This is a genomic window from Bacillus sp. EAC (assembly GCF_002156875.1).
Taxonomy (GTDB): domain Bacteria; phylum Bacillota; class Bacilli; order Bacillales; family Bacillaceae_G; genus Gottfriedia.
Genome location: NZ_NCSY01000007.1, coordinates 89,729 through 113,780, shown reverse-complemented (window position 1 = coordinate 113,780; position 24,052 = coordinate 89,729). Strand labels below are relative to the sequence as shown.

The window sequence follows — 24,052 nt, the reverse complement described above, 5'->3', positions numbered from 1 at the left end:
TTCTTATCCTCACAGGATGAAGATGATTACTAACGCAGGCATAAACCATTATGTTTTTATTACAAAAATCCCCATCAAGAGAACTCGTTACTGTTGTGCCGATTCTTTTTTAATTAGTTAAATCTTCTTTTGTACATAATTCTAAGGAAAGAGCCAATTTTGTTATTTCTTCTGAAATGGCATTATTCCAAATCCACCGAAAGATATTATTACTATAAAAGATCTCACGAACGATTCCGCTTTTCATTTTATTGCGTAATTCGATAAATACTTTTGCTTCTTTTTCTTCTATCATTTTCTCACTCAAGACTCGAATCAAATTTTCTGCAAAAGCCGTTTTTTGACTAATTCTTTTTTGGTGCCTAGCCGAAATCATGCCATTTGCTGCATATGTTGCTTTTAACAAAGGAAGTTCATTTCTCTCTTCATCTAATAAATTAATATATTCTAACCTTAGTGTTGTTGCCCATGCTACTTGCTTCTCACTACCAATTAATTCTGGCAATCCTTTTTCTTTCGATAATTCCATAGAATAAGCATTCTTTTTTTCTTTATAATATTCAAAGTTATGCTTATTAGATTGGTCTCTATCATTCGATGTCATCGTTATTTCCCCCTTAATCATAGTCATTCAAAGTATTGACTGTAATTAAGGCTCTAATACCAAGTACAAATAGTGATAGTTTTAAATGATTGTGGATGATTTATTATATTAAACACAAAAATAGTCTATTCAAAAAGAAAAATTAATTATTTTATTTTTGGTTGTGTTAGTTAAATAAGAAGCTTAATTATAATAGGTTAGTGCAATATAAAAACACCGAAGAATTCGAACAATGTTGAACTAACGCATGCGTTAGTTGCATAAGGAAGGTGTGGTTTTACTACAGGTTAAGAAGGTTTAAAATTCGTATCCCTTAAATACTTTTAAACCTTCTTCATTTAATATTCTTTCTACCACATTTGGTTTGTGAGGGCTTTTTTCAAATACTTCCTTGCATGATATCATAATGTTACTACCTGCTATTTCTGCTAATTGATCGTGGGATACACTAAATACCATTTTCCCTAAATTTGACCATACCATAGCTCCAGAGCACATTACACAAGGTTCACAACTAGTATATAAAGTATAATCACTCAAATCAAAAACATTATGTTCTGAACAAAACTTACTTATAAGTCCAATTTCTGCATGATGAGTAGGGTCACAGATAGTATTTATTTTATTTTCTCCAATCATAACTATTTCATCATCTTTTACCAAAATAGCTCCAAATGGTTCATTTCCTTCTTTTCTAGCTTGTAAAGCCATTTCTATTGCTTTTCCCATAAAATATTCATCATTTTTTAACACTTCATAAGTCCTCCATCTAAACAATTTTTTCTTTTAAATAAAATCTTAGTATTAGTCTGATTATATCATTTCTTTTTCAACTAATCTGTCAATCTTCCAATACAACTAACGCATGCGTTAGTTGTATAAGAATATTTTATAGTTCGAAGTATTTTTCAATTACTCCAAATAATCCAACGTTGATCATTAGTCATACTAAAAAACTTAGTATGTATAAATAGATTTTAAATATTGAAGGTGTATATTCCTTTTTAAACAATAAAAAAAGAGCAACCATTGGCTACTCATATTTTTTAACTAACGCATGCGTTAGTTCAAGAAAGTAGTCATTACATTTTAAACTGCTGTATTACTTTCCCATCTTTTGAAAGAGCTGTAATTGTTGAACCTAACACATTTTCTCCATCAGTAATTAAAAACCAAAGTTTTTCAGCTTTGTCATATTCAATAATTTTAGCCTTATACTCTATCTTATTTTGAGTAAGAATATGGATCTCACTTATACTTGTGTCATATATTTTTCCGAAAATTAAATCTGTGTATTTAGAGAAATCACGTTGAGACAAATTCGAAAAAGTCCAACCTAATTTGTATTCTTTTGGCGTTTGACCTCCGGTACTCCCTAATTCCTTCCAACCAAATATTCCTTTTTTTAACAAAATATCGGAGAAATACTCATTACCAGCTAAATTACTTTCGTAAAATCCTACTGCTCTATTACTGTCCAAATTCTCGACATGAGCGATTTTAGTTATCGATGGATTTGATGTTATAATCACCTTTATAATTTCATTATTATCATCTTTATTTATCTGCTTGATAAGAAAAGTAAGAGCTATACACAAAAATATGAAAATAATTATTATTTTGTTTCGCAAACTATACCCCCTAAAATAAAAAACATTTTACAAACATTATTTTATTCCTTATCCCTTTCGATTTTCCCTGTATTTTCCAAATAAAAAAAGAGACCTTCTTAAAAAAGTACTCAACATAAAAATAATTACTTATTCAACTAAAACATGCGTTAGTTGAATAAGTAATTTTTAATTATAGGCTAATTTATCTTTGCATATATGCAGGTATCAGTTAGTTTTTTACCATCAGCTGATAGATCATAATTTCGTAACATCCCTTCTAGCTCAAAACCTAATTTTTCAGGAATAGTACGACTTTTCGTGTTACTTGACTCACATCGTATTTCAATTCTTCTCCCATTCAATTCCTGAATTGCAAAATTGGTTAATTTTTGTATTGCTTCTGTCATATATCCCTTACCACTAAAACGAGTATCAATCCAGTATCCTATTTCAAATTTAGGAATATCCCAATTAATATTGTGTAAACTGCACGTCCCAATAAACTCATCTGTTTCTTTACTGAAAATAAGAAAACGAAAACTTTCACGATTTAAAAACTGATTATGTGCACGTCGCACAGTGATTTCTGTTTCAGTAATTTCAGGCATACTTTGATATAATGGTAGCCAAATTTTTAATTCATTAATTGAAACTCTTATTGAAGCATTAACTGTTTCACCGTCGCCAGCCATCGGAATTCTTAAGTACAATCTCTTAGTATCGATTTTAGTTGGGATTTCTAATAATAATGGATTCATTGGTTCTTCTCCTATACTATTTATTAAATTTCACATTTCTGTGGCTTAAATATTATGTTACATGTTATCGAGAATTTTACCTTTACATTAAACTGTAGAATAGTATAATAAAACGACCGCCAATTCAGCCTTCATGCTCTTCAACTAACGCATAAGATAGTTCAATATGTTAATTGTTTTTTCCAAATCCAACAACTGAAATTATCAAACCAACAATTACAATTAAATGTTCATATCCCCTAAAATATGAATTAGTATCAACTGACATAATACCACCAACTAAAATTATACTTATTCCGAGTAGCATAAATTTAACACCTGAATTATCACTATTTTTTACAACTATAAAAATAAAAAAGCCTACTAATATTAAAATTAATAATAATGCTAAAATAGCATTCATCTCCCTTTCTCCTAACATTTTGACTTACTCATAGCTTCTTAAATTCGATAAAATCATAATTTTTACCTTTTTTTTCCATTTAACCTCTTTTAACTAACTTTCTAAAAACTTAAAAAGGAGTCGATCGTTATCGACTCCTTACTCTTATTGAACTAAAGCATGCGTTAGTTCAATAAGGGATTTTAATTTACTTAACAATTTATTTATCTTTCCAACCATTTTTTGAATGAAGCTTAGTAATTTTACTTTCACTCATAAACTCAACTGTTTTTCCATTTACTTTGTACTTCGTCACCTTAAATTTAATTTTAACGGAATCGTATTCAGGATGCTCCCTCATAAAGACAACCGTTTTATAAATCGTGAATGCCCCGTCGTGAATTTCTTCACATAGCCATTTTCTTTTCGTTTCTTGTATATATTTATAAAAAAGGGCCTCTTGCTTACCTTTAATCTGTCCAATATCATCTGTGGTTAAGGTTTTAGTAAGAGTTGTCTCTTCTTTCGTCTGTTGAATAAAAAATTTGTTAAGTGAACTTCGAATGGTATTTATGTTTGTACCTATGATTAAACCAATAACAACTATTACTAATATTCCACCTGTTTTAAATCTCTTTTTTCTTTGAACTACTTCCATAAGTAGTAACACTCCTTACAATATAAGTCCTAATTCATAGTTATTAAATGTTAAAGGTTAATAATACTTTTTAAGATATAAATTAAATGCTCCCTTATTCACACTTAACTGCCAAATAATAAAATAGGAGCTGAAATGTGATCAGCCCCTAAGTCTTGTTCAACTTTTACATGCGTTAGTTTCATATGCATTATCAAAAAATCCCACTTAAATCTTGGTCTTTTTCAAATTTGTATACCCTAAGACTATCAAATATTTGATAGTCAACTCATTATATATTTTCAATTAAGTCCATATAATATTGTCGTAAGGTTTCCTTTAAAATAATAGGCTCTATGATTTTTACTGTTTTTCCTAATCTAGCAAGATATTTAATGATAAAGTCAAGTTCGTTTGGCTCATAGGTACCTATAATATATGTTTTTTCCAACTCGTAGATTAATTCCATAGATGGATAATGTTCATTTTTAAATAATTCTATTCCTGCTTGATTTATCAACCATTTAAATTGAACGGCTTTTTCTGAAGCCTTCCAAAGTGAATGCGCATTTTGTTTAGTAATTTCCTTTAACTCTTCCAAAGGTTGAATGGTTGTTATTTCAGCTGATGAGATTCGATCACAGCGAAAAACACGATAAGACATTTTATCTATATCATATGCTTGACAATACCAATATCCCTTCATTACATATATAGCAATTGGGTGAATAGTGCGAAATTTATTTTGATATTCTATTTCAAGAACAATATTTTGAACAGCTGCCATTAATAATATTTCTAAATGTATGCTTTCTTTGATTTGTACAGTATGTTGAAAAGATACGCGATTTTGCATTCTTTCAATATCTTGCTTTTGATTTTCAGACAGTTCATTTAAGAATTTTTCATGTATGGTACGATAGGAGACTTGAAATGGTAAATTCGAAAAGCTTCGAAGTGCCTCCATAGCAAAGTAAAGCGCAAGGATCTCTTGAGTATTAAAAGAAATAGGTGGAAGCTGCATTTGATTAAGTAAACGATATCCTCCATAACGACCATATTCTGCATAGATTGGTGCACCAATTTCTTCTAACGAAGCTATATCTCTTAGTGCTGTCCTTTTTGAAATCTGAAATTCCTGCATAAGATCCTGAAGTGTAAAATGCTGTTTTTGATTAATGAAGCGCAGTATTTGATTTATTCGTTCCGATTTTTTCATAAAAACACCTCTTAATGGTGCCTAGATATGTCACCTTTAGTCACTATACTTGTAAGTGTAATCAATATTGATGAATCAAACAATAGGATCTCGTTTATATCTCTCAGTAAAAATATCCAAATGATATAAAACAAGCATACTACACTTAAAACTAAAGGAGTTGTATTACAATGACAGTACAATTAAATTCATTTTTGATGATGAATGGAAACGCAAAGGAAGCTATTGATTTTTACAGGGAAGCTCTAGATGCAAAACTTTTATTTAGTCAAACATTCGGAGATGCACCAGAAGATCCTAAATCCCCCCTACCAGAAAATTTAAAGGATTTAGTATCACATGCAATAATAAAAATCGGTGAGACAAATATCATGATTGCTGACATGTTTCCCAGTATGACTTATCGAAACGGGAACAATGTTAATATCTGTATTACTACTAATGAAATTGAGAAATCCCATAGCTTTTACAAATTGCTGAAGGAAGAAGGTCATGTGGTTATGCCATTGCAACAAGTTCATTTTAGTCCAGCCTACGCCATTGTAACTGACAAATTCGGTGTTACCTTTCAAATTTTCACAGCACTATCAGAAGAAGCAGTAAAAAGAGGACATCAAAAAGAGAATTAACTAATTGAGTAATTTACACAATATGAATTTAATTACCACCTAATTATAAAAATAGGTGGTTTTTTATATAGGCTCTGTAAAAGTAAAATGGTGAAAGATTAAACTAACGCATGGGTTAGTTTAATAAGGTAATTTATTTTACATCAATAATTACTATGTGATATTAATAGTTATAATGGGCTATAAGTAATATTCAAGTAAATAAAGTTGATTCTTTATTGGATTCAGTATAAAAATTGCATATTCACCTTGTATTTCTTTATTTTGTTTAATGTAGTAATAACAGCTGTTGTTTAGTATGATTTGATGTCTTAAAAGGATACGTTTATTTTCCTTAGCATGGATGTCATATTCTATAAATAAGCCAGTAAAGTCAGTGACTTTTTGATTAACACTTTTGATATTATTGTTTGTAACTTTAATCCAATATGGTTTCTTTTCTAATTTTTTTATAGTTTCTTTTTCATATTTGTACTGTGTATAGAGTTCTCCATCTAAACCCAAACCTCCGAGTTCATCTATGATTATTTTTGATTTAAGAGGCTTTTCTATATCGATATTCCAATTTTGTTGAACAATTCCACGATCTGAAAAATAATGTTGATAGATTTCATACCAACCAAAAATACCAATCGCAATAGAAAATATAATAAAAAAAGGTAAGAACACCTTTTTATTGAAATGATTGATCTTTAATTTCGCCACTAATATTTAACCTCACTATAAAACTACTTTATCTCCTAAATAGTATATTTATTTGAAATAAATTATAACATTTCTTTTTTAACTACATAATCCTAAATACAATAAAAAAAGAGTTGCAATAAGCAACTCGTGATCCACAAATATCAATTGCGTTAGTTGAATAAGAAATACAAATTTATAGAGAAAAAAACATTAAATTCTTATTTCTTTAATTCTTCTATTTTCAAAACTATTAAAGATCTTTTGGTATAGGTGATTCTTATTGACCTACTTTTTGGTTCTTTATCTAGCTTATCTAAAAAAGCAGTATTCTTGATTAATTGATCAGGAATTTCTAAATCCCTTGTCTTTCTTGTCCACAATTCAGATGTTAATTCGATCATAATTATCTTTAGACACAACATAGTCTTTTTTTTAATAATCCATTAAAATGTCATAACTTGTACTAACCCCTGCTAAAGTATCGGATTTCCAACTCATAGTCGGATTAACAAAAAAAAAGAACCAAAATACTTTTTCTTTTCGTGCTCATTTCCTTATCTTTATTTATGTTTATTTTAGTAGAGTAGAAGAAAATGCCCATAGTCGTATATTTACTGTTTTTTTCGCAAGAAAAGCCAGCCTTCTTAGCATGTCTTTCTAACATATTTTCATTTTTAACCGAAAGTAAAATAGTATGTATTAATCACTTTTTTATCATTTTGCATTAAAATCTGTTTTCTGAACAGGAGGGATTCGGTTGAATAAATGGAAAATGCTTAGTCTGATCTTACTGGTCATTTTAGCCGTCGACGTGTTGTTTCGGTTAGTTGACCAATTTGATGAAAAAAGAGAAGTTTCTTCCTATATCCAGCTGGTAAATGGATGGAAGAAAACACAGATCGAACTTGAAGCACGTTACGAAAACGAAGTCGTTAACCAAAATGAACAAAAACTCGCTCTTCGTACATTAATCGCCATACTCGAAGAAAACGATGAATTAATTTGGAAGACGGAACAATTTAAAGCGAAGAGTGCTGAAGTGAATCTTGCATTAAAAGAATACCAAGAAGCCTTTATTTACAAATCCGAAGTGTATCGTTTCTTGTATTATGCAAAAGAAACAGGTGAAACGAATATGAATAATGCAGCGGAAGAATCGCTTCATCAAGCTAATAAACATTTTCGCGAACACGAAAAACTGTTACATCAATTAGCAAAATAAACCTTGAATAACTATCCCCTACTTTCTGCGAGATGAAAGAATTATTCTATGACCGTACAAATAAAAATCCCCACTTCAACCATATAGTTGTAGAGTGGGGATTTTATTACCATTCCATTTAGGTAGTTGAACAATGAGTGACAAAGAACATGCACACGATTATGCGTAGTTTAAATACAACACTTGGGATAGTTGAACTTCCACTTATTGATATATGCACCTAGTAGAGCAAGGTTTACATACAAAGCTTGTTACAGCATCTTTAACTAATGTGCTCGTTAGTTTAATAATTTTCAAGTTCATCTTTTAAGTCTACTAATAGTTCATCCACATCAACCAGTGTCATATTTTTGCCATTTTGAAAAATGGTAGGCTTAATGCCATCACGTTTCATTTTTATTATCCATTCTTTGATAAAATCATCAAAGTCTAAGATACTAGTACGATATTATGGAGTAAGAGTAGATATAGCCTGAATTAAACTTTATCGACTGAGCAGGTGCTAGATTGGACAAGAACGCTCACAAAAGAAGGTTAAAGAAAAAAAGACCTGGGATGGAAGGCCCCAAGTCTTTTTCACTTTATGAACAATGATGCCCATATACTAAATTAACAACGTAGTCGACAAGAGTCAAATTGTCTCAAACATAATTGTTCACATGATTGAATCCCCCTACAAGCTGAAAGACATCTCTTAAGATCTGAGAGGCATATCTCTATACAATTCTCACTTGGAATTTTCGGAGGACAAGTACAATTACATGCTCTTCTGTGTTTCTTTTTTCTTTTGTCTAACAAGTATCTTCACCTCTTTTTTAAGCTTGTACACTATCAATATATTCATAAATTAATAGAGTTGATTAGACATAAATTAACAATTTTTGATCATGACTTACAATATGAAAGAAAAAAACCTGGTACCAAATAAGTACCAGGTTTTTTCCCTTCTCTTCTCTTCATATGACCAACGATGCCCAATGTACTGCAGCTTTTCCATCTGCCAGTATAGTAACTTCTCCCTTAAAATCACCATTGTCTGGAATGCCATAATAAGAATAGAGTATGACATCTTTCTTGTTCCCCAAGAAGTAAGTGTATGATTTGCTTTTATCCCCATCACTGTTATATACATTCATTTTTGGTTCTATTTTCTTGCCTACTACGGTGATACTTGGAAGATTTTCAGTCATAGGTATGGTTCCATTCTTTTCTTTCACATAGTGTAATACTTGAATCGGGCTTTCTCTTGTCGCTACAACATAATTGATAGTTTCCGAGACCACTATTACCCCAACTAGAAGAACACCATTAGATAGAGCCGAAGCAATAAGCTTTTTATAAGAAAATTTTGAAGAAAATCCAACTCTATAGGAGATAAAACCTATCGTTGCACCTAATGTATTGGATGTAACATCATCTACATCAAAGCTGCAAAGATAAGTTATAGCCTGCAGCGATTCCAAAACAAGAATCGTTAAGACAATCAAGGATATGAACTTCCTAAAACTGGAACGATACAACAGAGGAATTACAACTCCAAAAGGGATAAAAGCAGCAATGTTTCCAAAGTTATATAACCACTAAAAAGTTGGTTTTGGAAATTGAAGCGGAACTCCTTCTGGAACAAGCATAAATACATATTCATAATCACCGCTTGCATGATCTAATCTATTAAAAGCAAAGAATATAAAATATAAAATTAGAATTGTATATAAAATGGTTCCAACAATGATAATTTTCCGTAGTTTCGCTTCCATAATCTCTCCTGAATTTCGACAAATCATTTACAATAAATCTTATGCTACTAAAATATCAATTCAAAAAAAACAGGTATATGAAAATTCCTGTTAAGTTACTCCATATTAGTTTTGTCTTGAATATTTGTCAAAACCAACTTTTTCTTTGTGGAACTAAACTGCCACTTAATTGAAAAGGAGTTGAATGATCAGCTTCCAAGTGTTATGTAACAAATGCATGTGTTAGTTTAATAAGAGAATATATTAAAAAGCTATTTTCAATAAGCAAATAGCAATAATACCCATCAAAATTACTTTTATTAACTCTAATTTACTTTCAGTATTTTTAATTTTATTTAATAACCAATCATCCTTAGTAAACATTTTACATATTCTCCTTACTAAATTTCATTTCTATAATATAATTCGCTATTCAAAAGAGTTTACCTTCTTAAACTATATACTGCCAGTTACTTGAATAAGAAAAGAGCTGCCGAAAGCAACTCAATGATCTTCAAAGAACGCATGCGTAAGTATAGACTCGCTCTATATCTTCAGGAGTTATTATTATTCCATTTTTCATTTGCTTTTTTCACAGCTAATTCATGCTGTTGATCTCTTTGTTCATCTGTAAATAGCATAGAAGAGTTGATTCCGTGTTTTACAGCCTTCTTTATTACAAAATATAAAGTAAATAAAAAAATGAACAAAAAAATAATATTAATAAAAAACATCTCACTTTGGTCTAAATACATCGATATCCTCTCCAATTCATTAGACACTTGATTCAACTTCATTTTATAAATTAAATTTGAATTAAATTACCAAAATATATGATAAATAATTTATAAATAAAAAAATCGCCCTTAATTGGGCGCACTCAGAGATCCTTTAAAACACTAGTTATCGAATTATCGCATGCGTCAGTTCATTAAGAATATGCTACTCATACCGTTTAACTAACGCTCTCATTAATTCAATAAACTCCATCTTTCCAAATTAACTTTCCGTCTCTTGAATATGCCTCTATTTTAAGTTGGTCTGGTTTACCTTTGTCAGCGTCTTCTAAGATTTTAAAAGTTGTAAACCACACTCTTACTCCTTGTTTCGTTTTAATAATCTTAGCCTCTTTTTCCATGGTTTTTTGTTTAACCATCACTTTTACTATGTCATCTCTGGTGATAACCCCTCCAAATGTAACAATGGGTACATCTGGCACATTATTCATAGTCCAGTCAAATCCATCTTTGGGATTAACTACCCCATTTCCACTGTTAAACCAAATTTTAAAATCATTAGAAGAAAATGCATGACGGAAACCACTTTTATCTTTATATAAGTAAATAGTACCCTCATCTATTTTTTCTTTATATTGTAAAGTTGTTGATTTTGGAAAAGGTACATGATTGATAAACTTCTGAGAAGAAGGTTTTACTGTTTTTTCTGAACAACTCACTAATATTAGGCATAATAAAAATATATATAATTTCTTCATGCACTCACCCTTCGAATATTTTCCTACTAAATATATTCAAATACTTTATTCAATATTAATAATTAGTTCACCTTCTACTACTAACATTCTTATTACTTTAAAATGAAAAAGAAGCTGCTATTGTAACTCGATGTTGTTCAACTAACGCTCTCTTTAGTTCAATAAGAATTTAATGATAATCCATGTTTTTTTGACTGAATTAAATAAGTCTCCTCGAATTCAGATTTGTAAAAACCTACATTATATTTATTTTGATCTATAAGTTCTCTAATTGAATAAGGAATTTAACAATTCGATTTTAAACCCTCAGGGAAATGTGTAAAGTAATCATCAATTGGATTTGGTGTATGTATATATACTGCATCAGAACCAGTATCTTCTTCATGTATACATATCCATGACTGATAAGGTTTTTGAAAAGATTCCAGTTCTTTTAACAATTTATCGTATAATGACACCTGATCTTTTATATGTTGTTTTACCATTTTTTCTAAAAATGACAGTTGAAACTCATTCCAATGCGAAAAATCTAACGTTAGTTCGCTATTTTTTCTCCCAATTAAAATTTGCCTTTTATATTTAAATAATTTAGTGATGATGATGCGTTACTTTCTCATTGAAAAATAATAATTTTTTTCAATCTTAGTATTTATCAATTATTTGGGATAATATTTACATATCAAAAAGGCGTCCGAATGGAATCATTCGGACGCCTTTTGACTTTAAATCGATTTATCTTATTTTTTTACAGAAACTTTGGTAGCAATACTTACATTTCCAGCTTTGTCCTTCGCAGTTCCGTAAATGATTGTGCCAGCCCTTTGTTTTAAAATGGAAACAGAGAATTTGCCAAATTTATCAGCTTTTCCAGTTCCAATAATTTTTGTGCCTACTTTAAATACAATTGTAGAGCCTGACTCAGCTTTCCCCGAAACTTTTGTCGTTTTTGATGATACTTTATCCACAATTGGTGCTTTTGGACTTTTTGTATCAATCGTAAATTTCACTGTTGTTGTGTTTCCAGCACGGTCCTTTACCAATAAGGTATAGGTTCCATTTAAGAACACTGAAATTCCACTTCTAAATAATTTGCCGTTTAGTGTAGCTGTTCCTTCATTAAATTTAATTGTCACTCCTTTATTGTAAAGGCCATTTTTAGATACACCTGTTACTACTGGAGCTGTTTTATCTATCGTAAATGTCAGTGTTGTTATGTTTCCGGCTTGGTCCTTTACGATTAATGTGTTTGTTCCTTCCTTACTTACAACTGTTCCACTTGTAATACCCTCACCATTTAATGTTGCAGTTCCTTCTTTGAATATAACGGTTACATTATGGTTGTATAGACCATTGTTACTTACACCTGTTACGTGCGGTGCTATTTTATCTATCGTAAATGTTACCTTTGAAATGTTTCCAGCTTGATCCGTTACGATTAATGAATAGATTCCTTCTTTACTTACAGCCGTTCCATTTGAAATAGTATCACCATTTAATTTTGCTGTTCCTTCATTAATAGTAATGATGACATCATGATTGTATAGACCATTGTTGCTTACACCTGTTACGTTCGGTGCTGTTTTATCAATCGTAAATGTCATCATAGTTTTGTTTCCAACTTGATCCGTTACGATTAATGAATAGATTCCTTCTTTACTTACAACCGTCCCATTTGTAATGGCATCACCATTTAATGTTGCTGTTCCTTCATTAAATGCAATGTTTACATCATGATTGTATAGTCCATTGTTGCTTACGCTAGTAACAATTGGTGAAGTTTTATCAATGGTAAACTGAACAATAGTTGTGTTTCCAATCACGTCAGTTACCACTAAAGTGTGCTTCCCTTCGCTTGTTACTGCCGTACCGCTTGTGAAATCTTTTCCATCTAATTTAGCGGTTGCTTCATTAAAACTAATGATGACATCCGTGTTATAAATCCCATGGTTTTCTATTCCAGTTGCCCATTTTGCGTAAATTGTAGTATCCTCAGTTACTTTTTCCAACTCAAAATTCCATGCTGTTTTACCTGCTGGATCTTGATACCAACCTAGGAATGCATAACCCGGTCTAGTTGGTGCTGGAGGAGTAGTTATCGTCGTATTATAATCTGCTGTCTCACTTTCGACCACGCTTCCATCTTGTTTGTCGAAAATAACGGTAAATTTCTGAATCTTGAACGTTACATCGATCGTATGATTGGTCGTTATATTCGTCATCGTGTAGGTGTTATTTGTTGCAGTTGCATTTACACCGTCAACTTTCAACGTATCAATTTCATAACCGATCTTAGGTGTAATCGTGAAGGTTTGATCTGTCCCGTCATTCACTGAAACCCAGCCACTTGGATTAATCGACCCATTTATGTCAGTTGTTGCCGCGATCAAATGTGCTAACTCGTCGCTAACGAATACATCAAATGTAGAATCGATATAACCAGGCGCGGAAATTGTAAACTTATAATCACCTAGCTCTTTAAATAATGTTCGGTCAACTAATGTCAACTTCGAATCTGAAAGCTCATATTTACTCGGATCAACGACAGTGTCATTCATCGATACAACTGGTGCTGCTGCAAGCCATGCTGAATCCGGTTCATAGCTAATCATAATTGGTGTCGATTCTTGGATATAGGCAATTTTTGAAGCAAACACTGGCGAGTTGCTCTTAATGACTTGAGTTACGGTCGTATCAGGATAGCAATACGCTTTCAACGTAATAGTACTATTTCCTGTCGTTGGAAACGCCGTACCTGGTAGTGTAAGCATTATATTGTTTGCATCTGACGAGAGCGTCGTAGCCGCTTTAATCGATACTCCTCCCACCTTAATATCACCTGAAGCTGATGTTAAAGCTGTTGCCCATCTCATGTTTTCTACATTGTTTGGTAATGTCAAGATGACCGGCTTACCAACACCACTTGGTTTCAAAGTAGGGGTTGGTGCTGTTCGTTGAGTAAATGGTTGAGCTATTGTTATTGGTGCAAAGAAAGGCGATTGGAACATAACGGTCTTATTTCCTGCTGTTGTATTCGACTGTGTTGCGTAACCGTCAATTGTAATTATCCCTTTGCCATTTATAAAAGATGTTGTGACAAATGGTTTGACTGATGCAAATTGAATTGTCACATCGCCATTGTCGATTGTTTGATCAGAAGTTGATGCAAGTAACACTGAACTTCTCCACAATGGATTATCATCACCGTTTATCGTGTAAGTAATGGTGTCGCCATATTGTGGTGTTCCTGCAGGCGCAGATAGTGTAAGTGTAGGCGCAGGTTGTGGTGTTATTGTTACATTTAAAAAAGTGTCTGCATAACCAGGAGCAGTCACAATCACATCTCTCGAAATTGCACTGTCACCATCCGTTCTTACCAAATCATATGGAATCTTTAATGTTCCCGCTGATTCATCAATGTCAACTCTTGTCTTGATGTCAGTAGCAAATTTAATATTGCCACTAGCCTCCACTGCATTGATCCAATCAGATGCTGTAGATCCAGGGGTAAATGTCATCACAAGATCTTTTCCAGCATAGATTGTACCTGTTGGTTTTGTAAGAGTTACCCCTTTCTTATAGAAAGGTTGATTAACTGTCGATGTTTGGTAATTTGTTGCGATTACATTGATATTAATGTTCCCTGGCACTGTAATTAACGATTTATCAATCATTATAGGCGTTCCAGGATCACCTACATTGATATTTTTAGTTGCAAAATCCGCTTTCGCAATTGTAGTACTGCCAATTTGCACGGCTGTAATCGCATCTCTCCACGCTAGTGTATCGTTTGTAGTTCCAACACCAATCGAAATCGGATTTGAATTGCTATCATTAAAATATCGATTTGATTCGGCTGTTAACGTCGGAGCGGCAAACGCATTGATTCTTTGTGTAATATTATAAGAACTAAAATTATCTGCTGTGATCACGATTTTCCAATCACCGCTCGTCGAGAAAACTCCTGCGGGGATTGTAAAGTTAAAAGTTGTTTCGTTTGCTGGTGTCACTTGGTTAAAAATCGCAACAAGTTCATTTCCTGTATAATTTTCTACAACATTATTGTTTGGATCAGTTACAGTGATTGACTTAATATTTGGCTTCCAAATATCGCGATAGTGAGCAGATGTAGATCCTGTTGTATCTGCACGACTAAACGTTAATGCTTTTCCAATTGTATTGTTATTATTCGGTGCAAGGAGTGTAAAGAAGTTTCCAGCTCCATCGAGCATTCTAAATTTCAACGAGCGATCCATATAGCCTGGTGCTTTAAATACAATCGTGTGAACTCCGGCTTTTGTGAACAACGATGGATCAAACTCATATTGTCCTTTGCCAGAAACAACTTTATTAACAATTGAATTTCCGGAAACGCCATTATACACATTCGTAGCTGCTTTACGGTCAATTCCATCAATCAATATTTGTCCACCAGCCCCGTCTAATGCAGTTCTCCAATCCGCATTATCGATTTGCGTAACTGTTGAAGCATTAAACGCATCAGGCGTTTTGTAACTCACAGAAAATAATTGAAACGGATTAACTTTCCCGTAATTTACGAAGCCAGTGCTATCACTCGTTCTCATATACGGTACTGGTTTTACGACTTTGTTAAACTCAGCGAGATTCGAACCGCTTGGTAAGGTAGTAAATCCAGTTAATGATATCGCTTCACTCGTCGTTAATGCAGTCGTTCCTGCTAAAGCTGCTGCATTCGGAGCAGTTGAATTGACTTTACCAAAGTTTTTGACAATGTATTCAAAATCAGTATAATCAATTCCGCCGTCAAAGTTGAAATCAGCTTCTCTTGTGTAAGTTGACGGTGCTGAAACATAGGCATTGTAAGCAGCACATTCTGCTTCGATATCTCTCATATCGATCACATCATCACCGTTCACATCACCCGCAAGCATTACGCCACTAGGAACAGTGTAGTTACCTCCTGCTGAATAGTTATATTGTCCTCTAGTACTCACAGCTAATGTGCCATTGTAGGTGAAATGTCCTGGCATTTTCATTATAATGTTGTATGGCTTATCACCAGCTTGCATAGGAAGATTTGAAACAAATAAACCATTTTCAACGATGCCTGTATTCATACTTGTAGAGCTTTCTGCAGGGTTTTCTGCAATTGGTAATACAGTAGTTATCCCCCCTGTATTCGGGTCTTCAAATTTAATCTCAACGCCAGATTCATTAGCCGTTATCGGTGTTGCTCGACCATATGCATTCTGCGCTGTCGGATGGTTTTGGAATCCTTCAGGTTTAATACCTCCGCTTATATAAGCCCCGCCTTTAATGTGAAGAAATTTATCTTGGAAAATTGGGACACGATCCATACCAGTCTTCCCATCGCTGTAAGTTTTGATTTCAGGAACAAGCGTAGATCCTACAAGCCACATCGTATCAAATCCAGCGTCGTTCGTAACATTGTATTTAATATCAAGGAGAGGCATTTCCTGTTCAACACCACTGCTCATTGTATCAGCTGAATTCAATATACCTTGGGCTTGAACATCTGTAGGGATTTCAAAATTAAAAATAAAATCACCATTGATGTCCTCGCTTTGATGAATCCACCTTTTATCAGGAGTAATACCTTTGGATGCCAAAAATGTTTTGTATTGTGCACTAAAGTCAATATCCAATATCTCAGCAAACGGAAGTTTGTCGATATTGAACTTCGCACCTACAAGATTTTTAGGATATTTAATGGATAACGTTGATTTAAACTGATCATCTTTGGAAATTAATGTTTTATCAATAAGGAAAGCAGGGTCGATTCCATTTAACGTTGTCGATCCTGGCGTCTCAAGTCGTGCAAATCTGTTCACTACATACTCGTTGCCTTTTTTAACAAAGTAATAATATTTTCCCTGTGTTTCAATATTACCTGCATATGAATAATCCTCAGGGTAAATTCTGAACTGTGTCCCATAGTTTTCTTTTTCAGGATCAGCATCTGTATTCAAAATGTCGTCTTTAGAGATCCCAAATTTAAATGTTCCGTCTTCATTCATGCCCAAGGTGTAATTAACAAAAGGTGCAGAGTTTGAGTCGCCTAACATTCCGTCAATTTTACCTAATGATTGGCTCACTTTCGTATCGGTGTCATAGACAGGCGGTGCTGGAACTAATGTTTCGTGCCCAACATTCTTCATATAGTCAACGTTTGAGTCGTAAGCTTTTCCTGAGAACCATTTTAACGCTCCGTCGGTCAAAGGACCATTAGGGTCTATCTCATAAATGCCCGGTACGCTTCCTGGATCCATTTGAACTGTCGGAGGAGTATTATCAACATAAACTGTGCTGTTAATTTCATAAAGTTTGCCTGTAGAAGCGTCTAATGCACGTGCTTGTATGACATATCCACCTTCTTCAGCTACTACTGATCTTGACGATTGTTGAGTAAGTTTTGACGAAAGACTAGGATCATCCTTGGAAATAGGACTACTATACGGGTTGTACGTCCCATTCATCAAAAATGAAACTGTCGCTAAATTCCCTAAACTAAAATAAGACGAGTTCATTGCACCGATAAATCCGATATAGTTTTTTCCTTCTAAATCCATTACATAAAGCTTTAGACCGTAGGTAGGGTCAATCGGACTTTTTACTCGAACACCTGCATAGGCTACAGGAGTCAATGCAAACGTATTGGGATTAAAGTTTTTATCTCCACTAAGGGTAATTGCTTTTCTTTCAACTCTGAAATCAATCCCTCTACTTTGAATATTAATTGCAAGAGGGATACGATAAGTTTCAGTAGGTCGTTCTGAATTCACAAAGTTTATATATGCCTCATAGAATCCACTTGCTGCTGTTGCAGGCGTAGTGAATTTTGCGATTAGGTGAACTGTCCCTCCTGATGGAACAGTGAATGACGTTAATGTCGTTGCTGGTGACGCAGCTTCACTTAAACTAATATTTGCGCCTTCAGCCCCACCATCTTGTCCGTCTTTCACTAATGTATCCTTAAAGAAAACGCTCGATGAGTCAAATGTTTTTGCAGAAGAACCATTATTAGTGATATACAAGTCGCCCGTTTTCAAAACAGAGCCGTCCTCTTGGCGCGCAATATAACCAAACGAAAATGATGAGGTTGTATTGGCAACGCTGATAATATTCGAGCTAGATGACTCATCGGTTGACGAACGAGATTGAATATAATCCTTTACCTTGAATAACATGTCTGTATGCACAGCTTGATAAGGATCCGATTTACCAGAACCGATTTGAAATAAACTGTGCCCAGAATCAATCGGGTCTGCAGTTTGCATCATTACAGCTTTCACATCCTCTGGCTTATAGTTCGGATGAGCTGACAAAATTAATGCTGCCATACCAGCAACATGTGGGGACGCCATCGATGTACCTGACATCAATTGATAACTTTTCGAATAGTCTGTGTTGTCTGGCTCCCAAATATCATATGGCGCTGTTGAGTATACATCCACACCTGGGGCAACAACGTCGGGCTTGATTGCAAGTGAACCTGTCACTGGACCTGTCGAGCTAAAGTCCGCAAGCGTATTTCCCGACATCTTATAGTTACCCGCATTTGTAACAGAAATCGTTTTAATCGTGCCGCTTTTAAACGCATTATAGAAATTGGTTCCGTCATTCTTGCTTATTTGCAAAGTGTAGACAGTACCATTAGATGCGCCATTATAATATGGATAGAAACCTTGTTCATCAAAAATAAGTACAGGATTGTCGGTTGGATTCCACAAAATCATGGCTTTCACATGGTTTTCGGCAGCATACATCATAAGTTGGTTGACAGGTGCAGCACCACGCCTAACAACAATTACTTTATTTTCTACACTGATGTTTTTACTTTGAAGGTAATCGTACCATTCAGGAGTACCGGATCCAGCATCCACCATATCATACTGAGTCGATCCGCTAAGTTTGGTATTTGATTCTGAAAAATCTCTTCCAACCAGGCGAGTATTAATATTGGAAAATGAGTCTTGTTTATTCTCGTCATAGGAATGGATATCAAATAATGGCACTTCTTTCGGATATGTAATCGCACCAACGGTAATTGCCTTCGCAGCAGCGCCAGGAGTTCCCAATGTACCAACGGCTGGACCAGAGTTTCCAGCAGCAATAACAGCGGTTACACCAAGGTCAGTAATGTTGTTAATCGCAATCGCACTTGAAGATAACGAATCGTTAACTGGTGAGCCAAGTGATAGGTTAATCACTTTACACCCATCCGTGTAAGATTGCTCGATTCCTCTGATCACATCCTCATCAGCCCCACCATGTGGACCTAACACACGATAAGCATATAACTGTACATCAGGTGCAACACCTCTTACAGCAAATGGAGAATTGTTACGTGATTGACCTGCAATTGTACCGGCAACGTGAGTTCCGTGGGAAGTAATATAATTACGATAATCAGTTGGGAAGTTCGGATCTTTCTGATCAGAAGGAAGATTGTCATTTGCATTCTTAGCTGCCAACCAATCAGAATAGACAGTTTCCATCGGGTCATTGTCATTATCTACAAAGTCTTTCCCACCTTGATATTCACCAGATAGGTCTGGGTGATTGTAGTCGAGTCCAGTGTCAATAACTCCAACTTTTACGCCCTTCCCTGTAATATTTTCATTTTGAAGATCGTGAATTTTCAACCAATCAAGTACGGCTGTTTCACCAGATTGTGGCCCTTCTGGACCTGGACCTGCAACAGGATTAGTAAGCGGGTTAATTGAATTTCGTGAACTAGCAGTGACTTTAGAAGACTCGCTAGTTGATTTACCTTTACTGCGGTTCGAACGAATAATAGGTAATAAATTAGGGTTCGTCTCTTTTTCGGAAACTTTACCGTCACCTGTACTACTTTTAAGAACATCGCTCGACTGAGAAGCAGGAATTGGAGCGTACTTTACGTTTTGAAAAACGCTCTTTACATACGGAAGTGCCAATAGATCATTAATCGCTTTACTAGGCAGTTTAACTGCTAGGCCGTTAAATACTTGAGAATACTCTCTTCCTATTTTAATAGAGTTACTTTCACCAGCATCTTTCAAAGTTTTAGACTCACTGTTTACGAAACTCTTAAAGTTACTGTGAGTTTGATTGACTGCTTCCTTAGCGCTTTCAAGTGTGACAACTGGTGAACCTTGTTGATCATCTGAGAATGTGCTAACGCTCGCGGATGTTCCACTTTTTTGATGATTCATCATTTGGATTTGGATCGGATCAACTTCAAATTCAACAATTAAATCTAGTTGGTTTGACGAATCTAGCAGTTTCGGGTCAAACCGAAGCTTTTGTAAATATAGGTTTTGTAATTGTTGCGCCTGATTCAGGTCAAATTTGCTTTGATTACTTATTTCGTTAGAACGAATAGTGCCCGCTGTTTCGCCTGTCACGGCAAACGCTGGAACCGTATTGCTTAAAATCATAAAAGTTGAAAGCGACATTGACGTGATCATCGTGTTTAGTTTACGATGCCTCATTCAGTATTCAAATCCTTTCATCATTTGTCTAGATATAGCAAGTACTTTATACCCCAAATTTACTCCTCTCTAAATTAATAAAAACAGTTAATTTTAATGAATATCTTAAAAGAAAATATTATTTTTAAGAATATTCATAAAAATCTATTAAATTATACTTGGGCAATAAATGGAAAGTAAATTGGGGGAATTTCACATTGAAAATTTTGTAGAAATTAAAGGGATTGTAGGAATCCGAGGAATCCAGAACAAAAAATAAGAGTGAATTTTGTAGAAATTAGAGGAATTTAACACAAAATGTATTATGAATATTGGTATAGCCAAATAAAAAGCTTACGGTATTTTACTTTTTTCCTTTGTTTACATGTATTTTTACAAAAATAAAATTTGGGGGAATATCCGAAACATATTGTGTATTTTGATATCGTCCTATAAAAATTGTTTACTATATTCTACTTTTTTGACATATTCTGGGAATATCAAATAAGATTCATTTACTAAGTTAGTACAACAAAAATAAGACTACCCATGTAGCCAAATTATGTTCAATATTTAACTTTAATAAAACTCTTTAGTTTTTCCAATACTTCTTCAGTTACAAATAAAGTTTGCATTGCACTATACTCGTTTCCATTTTCATTCTCTAATTCGAACAATCCAAGAAGTATGATCCTGAGAAAAATCAATGTCTGGTTCTTTAAAAGCATCAAAGAAAGACTTTCTGCATTAGCGAAAAATCACCATTTTTATAAATATTTAAAGAACACTAATCACACAAGTTGCTTTATAGTTGTTGATTTCTTGTTCAACCGAAAACTGAAATAGAGGATGACCGTTTGATGATCATCCTCCGTTTTTTGTTCAACTAATGTTCTCGTTAGTTACATAAGTTGACTTTAATATTTCTTTATTTCTTTCATGAAATCTTCAAGCTCCAATTCTTTTTGGGTAGGTAATGCTTTGGTAATTCTCTTATTAATATTATATAAATAATATAAACCTCTACTTAACAACCCTATCAATATCCCAAAAGCAATAGCTCCTCCAATTGCTGGTGGTAACCATAATAGTAAATATCCTAAGATTGTAAATAACACTATTAATAAAAATACATACATACTTCTTTGCCCTCATTCAATTATTTTAATTAATAATATTCGTTAGAGATTCGTTTTTTCCTTGTTCAACCTTCTTACCAGTTAGCCTAACAAAAAAGACTACCGAAGTAATCCATTGCTGTTCAACTAACGCTGACGTTAGTGGAAGAAGATTTCACATTTACGGTAAGGAAATTCTTGATTATGCTGTTCAATCAAATACTCTTTCAATATTACTAAATCATTAGGTAATCTTCTCTCTAGTTCTGACCAACCAATGAATTCTAATCGCGTAAGTAAGTTCACTAAACCAGTAATTGCATCCCAAAATGCATCCCAATTCTCACCATAAAAATTAGGAAAACTTAGTTTTTCTTTAAGTAATAATTTTGGTTTAGCTTTTATCATTTTTCATAATAGATTCGTTAATGAATCAAGTTATACCTTCATCAACTGTAAAGCTACATAGCAAAATAGCGGATGATCGAATAATGATCATCCGCTATTTGTAAAAATTTATTGGTTTTGAACCTTTCTTTTTGAAAGTATAGCCAGAAAATCTTTAAAAAGCTCAGATAAAACTCAAGGAAAACTTAATTTAGCTAAGCGCTCTTCCAAAATCACGCGCAGCTCATCAGGAATCCTCTCAAACTCGACCCCTTTTCCCAAAAACAAAAGCCAATCCGCATAATACTCTAGCTCTTCAACATCGGTTATATCCAGCTGAACATTGAAAATCCCACTCGACTGAAACATCCCAGTAAATGACAAAATAATCCCAGGCGGGTGCATACGCTTAAAGCGCTGAATCCCAGTCGTATCAAGCTTCACAACAAGATTGGACTCACGTGCATAAAGCAGTTTTTTGTTTAAAATATCTTGCTCAGACCACTTCATCTCCCGATCAGAAATTGCTGAATCCCGCAGCATTTCAACAGGCAAATAACGAAACTCCTCTGAATCAAAATCATAAACCTCGACCAGCCACTGAGCGTTCGAGTTAAAAATATGTAGCAAAAAAACGTCCATCAATTGCGGCCAGCCAGGAGTCAGCTCATAAGTCACTCGCAAATGCTTTTCCCGTACAGCAAGAGAAATTAGTTTGTTCAACTCAGCTGGCGCTGCATCATCGAGCTCCAAAAGATTCGGATTGGCAGGATTTGTATTTTCAAAAAGCAAGATATTATTCAGCTCGATCAGCTCGTCTTGTTGGGTTTGCGAAGCGATGCCGATGAGTTTTTCAGTGATTGAGCGTCGATTTTGCAGATAAGGAAGCTGAGAATTTTTAGAGGCAATAAAGCTGATAAACATCGCCTTCAACTCTTCCGGCGTGAAGCGGGTGGCGGGCAGATACTGATTTTGCATGACAAAGTAGCCTCCCCCCCTACCAAGCTCGGACGTCAGAGGAAATCCCATCGCCTGAATCTCGTTAATGTCGCGGATCGCCGTCGCGCGGGATATCTTGAACTCTCGCTGGATCTCGGCAATCGTAAAATGTGCGCGATTATTTATGTAGCGCATAATCAGGTTCACTCGTTCTATTTTCTTCATATTTTTATTGTATCAAAAATGTAGCAAAATAAATATCAGTAATGACAGTAAAACTATATTTACATTAAGCTTATAATGATTTAAATTTTAGATTTTCAGGAGAAAAGCTAATAAAATTTTATTTATTTGATCTTCGAAAAAAGGTATCATTTTTTGATACATTTGGCAAATAGAATCAATCTTGTAATAAATAAATCCACAAAGGAGAGAACAAAATGTCTAAATACTCAATCAAAACTAACTCAGAAAACTACAAAATGACCGCTTTCGGTGTTTCACTTGAAGACTACAATGACTGGGCAGGTAATGCAGCAAAAACTGCAGCGAAAAAAGCTGAAATCACTGAAAATGGCAAGTTAGCTGAGCTTCTCGCAATAGCTGACGGGCAAGAATATCAAATCAACTACGTCATCGACCACAAGGCTTGGCGCGGCTTTGGCGTGATGGGTGAGTTCGACGTGGAAGGCGCGGTCGTCCTCGATTTTCTTGCTGGCGACTACCTGGTCGTGCCTGGCACAGGCACTAACAAAGATCGCCTTGCTGATGAAATCACAGGCAAGGTTTTCAGCGGCATGTTGCAAGAAATCACAGACTACAAATACGTTGGCCCTGGTAACTCAACATTCGTAAAAGCAACTGAAAACGGTGAATACTACGGCGAAATGTGGCTTCGTATAAAAAAAGTTGAAGGCTAAACTCTGTTAAATTTGTCAAAATTTTAATAACAAGGTCTGTCAAAATTGACAGACCTAATTTAAGAGGCAAAACTCTTGAAAAACTCACTAAATTCATCATGAACTGGACACCCTTTGGACAAAAGGTCTCTGATTCTGAGAATTTTTTGGTATAATTCACTGTAAGCTTTTCGTGGTAAAGGTGGCTTCTTACTTGACCAATTTGGGATTCATTGTATCTTGTACCGGAGCTCGACCTCTCAGAAAATAAA

Annotated in this window: 20 protein-coding genes; 3 read left to right on the top strand and 17 right to left on the bottom strand. The window is 34.2% G+C overall.

Annotated features, from left to right (window positions below; all coding sequences use genetic code 11):
- Window positions 1-109: 109 nt before the first annotated feature.
- The 7 genes from B7R65_RS13610 to B7R65_RS13580 form a co-directional block, all read right to left on the bottom strand.
- On the bottom strand, window positions 110-604 hold the full coding sequence (locus B7R65_RS13610) for a hypothetical protein (protein WP_088043339.1): 495 nt from the start codon (window positions 602-604) through the stop codon (window positions 110-112).
- A 297-nt stretch (window positions 605-901) separates the two neighbouring features.
- Window positions 902-1,357, bottom strand: a complete 456-nt coding sequence (locus tag B7R65_RS13605; RefSeq protein ID WP_088043338.1) for a nucleoside deaminase — start codon at window positions 1,355-1,357, stop codon at window positions 902-904.
- Window positions 1,358-1,686: 329 nt separating this feature from the next.
- A complete protein-coding gene (locus tag B7R65_RS13600) occupies window positions 1,687-2,235 on the bottom strand; it encodes a hypothetical protein (RefSeq protein WP_088043337.1) in 549 nt (182 codons plus the stop codon).
- A 179-nt stretch (window positions 2,236-2,414) separates the two neighbouring features.
- Entirely contained in the window at window positions 2,415-2,975 is a 561-nt protein-coding gene (locus B7R65_RS13595; RefSeq protein ID WP_088043336.1) for a GNAT family N-acetyltransferase, read from the bottom strand.
- A 169-nt stretch (window positions 2,976-3,144) separates the two neighbouring features.
- Window positions 3,145-3,378 carry a hypothetical protein gene (locus tag B7R65_RS13590; RefSeq protein WP_088043335.1) on the bottom strand — a complete coding sequence of 78 codons (234 nt, stop codon included), beginning with the start codon at window positions 3,376-3,378 and terminating at the stop codon, window positions 3,145-3,147.
- A gap of 199 nt (window positions 3,379-3,577) precedes the next feature.
- Window positions 3,578-4,015 (bottom strand): hypothetical protein, encoded by a 438-nt coding sequence (locus B7R65_RS13585; protein ID WP_088043334.1) that lies wholly within the window; start codon window positions 4,013-4,015, stop codon window positions 3,578-3,580.
- 271 nt (window positions 4,016-4,286) lie between these two features.
- Complete coding sequence (locus B7R65_RS13580; protein ID WP_088043333.1) at window positions 4,287-5,213, bottom strand: helix-turn-helix transcriptional regulator; 927 nt, start codon at window positions 5,211-5,213, stop codon at window positions 4,287-4,289.
- 170 nt (window positions 5,214-5,383) lie between these two features.
- Here B7R65_RS13580 and B7R65_RS13575 point away from each other — a divergent pair, with 170 nt between their 5' ends.
- Complete coding sequence (locus tag B7R65_RS13575) at window positions 5,384-5,842, top strand: VOC family protein (RefSeq protein WP_088043332.1); 459 nt, start codon at window positions 5,384-5,386, stop codon at window positions 5,840-5,842.
- Window positions 5,843-6,022: 180 nt separating this feature from the next.
- Here B7R65_RS13575 and B7R65_RS13570 read toward each other — a convergent pair whose 3' ends face one another.
- The gene (locus B7R65_RS13570) at window positions 6,023-6,547 is read right to left on the bottom strand and encodes a hypothetical protein (RefSeq protein WP_088043331.1); all 525 of its coding nucleotides are present in this window, start codon (window positions 6,545-6,547) and stop codon (window positions 6,023-6,025) included.
- 739 nt (window positions 6,548-7,286) lie between these two features.
- On the opposite strand from B7R65_RS13570, the gene B7R65_RS13565 reads away from it, so the two are divergent.
- The gene (locus B7R65_RS13565; RefSeq protein ID WP_088043330.1) at window positions 7,287-7,751 is read left to right on the top strand and encodes a hypothetical protein; all 465 of its coding nucleotides are present in this window, start codon (window positions 7,287-7,289) and stop codon (window positions 7,749-7,751) included.
- Between the two features lie 956 nt (window positions 7,752-8,707).
- On the opposite strand, the gene B7R65_RS13560 is transcribed toward B7R65_RS13565, so the two are convergent.
- The 9 genes from B7R65_RS13560 to B7R65_RS13530 form a co-directional block, all read right to left on the bottom strand.
- Complete coding sequence (locus B7R65_RS13560; protein ID WP_256941320.1) at window positions 8,708-9,310, bottom strand: VanZ family protein; 603 nt, start codon at window positions 9,308-9,310, stop codon at window positions 8,708-8,710.
- 21 nt (window positions 9,311-9,331) lie between these two features.
- Complete coding sequence (locus B7R65_RS21820) at window positions 9,332-9,508, bottom strand: hypothetical protein (protein ID WP_256941307.1); 177 nt, start codon at window positions 9,506-9,508, stop codon at window positions 9,332-9,334.
- 533 nt (window positions 9,509-10,041) lie between these two features.
- On the bottom strand, window positions 10,042-10,242 hold the full coding sequence (locus B7R65_RS13555) for a DUF6019 family protein (RefSeq protein ID WP_088043329.1): 201 nt from the start codon (window positions 10,240-10,242) through the stop codon (window positions 10,042-10,044).
- A 221-nt stretch (window positions 10,243-10,463) separates the two neighbouring features.
- Entirely contained in the window at window positions 10,464-10,982 is a 519-nt protein-coding gene (locus tag B7R65_RS13550) for a hypothetical protein (protein ID WP_088043328.1), read from the bottom strand.
- 284 nt (window positions 10,983-11,266) lie between these two features.
- On the bottom strand, window positions 11,267-11,467 hold the full coding sequence (locus tag B7R65_RS21115) for a hypothetical protein (protein ID WP_142288253.1): 201 nt from the start codon (window positions 11,465-11,467) through the stop codon (window positions 11,267-11,269).
- Window positions 11,468-11,719: 252 nt separating this feature from the next.
- The gene (locus B7R65_RS21925; RefSeq protein ID WP_088043327.1) at window positions 11,720-20,458 is read right to left on the bottom strand and encodes a S8 family serine peptidase; all 8,739 of its coding nucleotides are present in this window, start codon (window positions 20,456-20,458) and stop codon (window positions 11,720-11,722) included.
- An 896-nt stretch (window positions 20,459-21,354) separates the two neighbouring features.
- Window positions 21,355-21,555, bottom strand: a complete 201-nt coding sequence (locus tag B7R65_RS13540; protein ID WP_218780435.1) for a hypothetical protein — start codon at window positions 21,553-21,555, stop codon at window positions 21,355-21,357.
- A 159-nt stretch (window positions 21,556-21,714) separates the two neighbouring features.
- The gene (locus B7R65_RS13535) at window positions 21,715-21,963 is read right to left on the bottom strand and encodes a barstar family protein (protein ID WP_088043325.1); all 249 of its coding nucleotides are present in this window, start codon (window positions 21,961-21,963) and stop codon (window positions 21,715-21,717) included.
- 174 nt (window positions 21,964-22,137) lie between these two features.
- Window positions 22,138-23,106 (bottom strand): helix-turn-helix transcriptional regulator, encoded by a 969-nt coding sequence (locus B7R65_RS13530; protein WP_256941306.1) that lies wholly within the window; start codon window positions 23,104-23,106, stop codon window positions 22,138-22,140.
- A 215-nt stretch (window positions 23,107-23,321) separates the two neighbouring features.
- On the opposite strand from B7R65_RS13530, the gene B7R65_RS13525 reads away from it, so the two are divergent.
- Window positions 23,322-23,801 carry a hypothetical protein gene (locus tag B7R65_RS13525; protein WP_088043323.1) on the top strand — a complete coding sequence of 160 codons (480 nt, stop codon included), beginning with the start codon at window positions 23,322-23,324 and terminating at the stop codon, window positions 23,799-23,801.
- Window positions 23,802-24,052 lie beyond the last annotated feature (251 nt).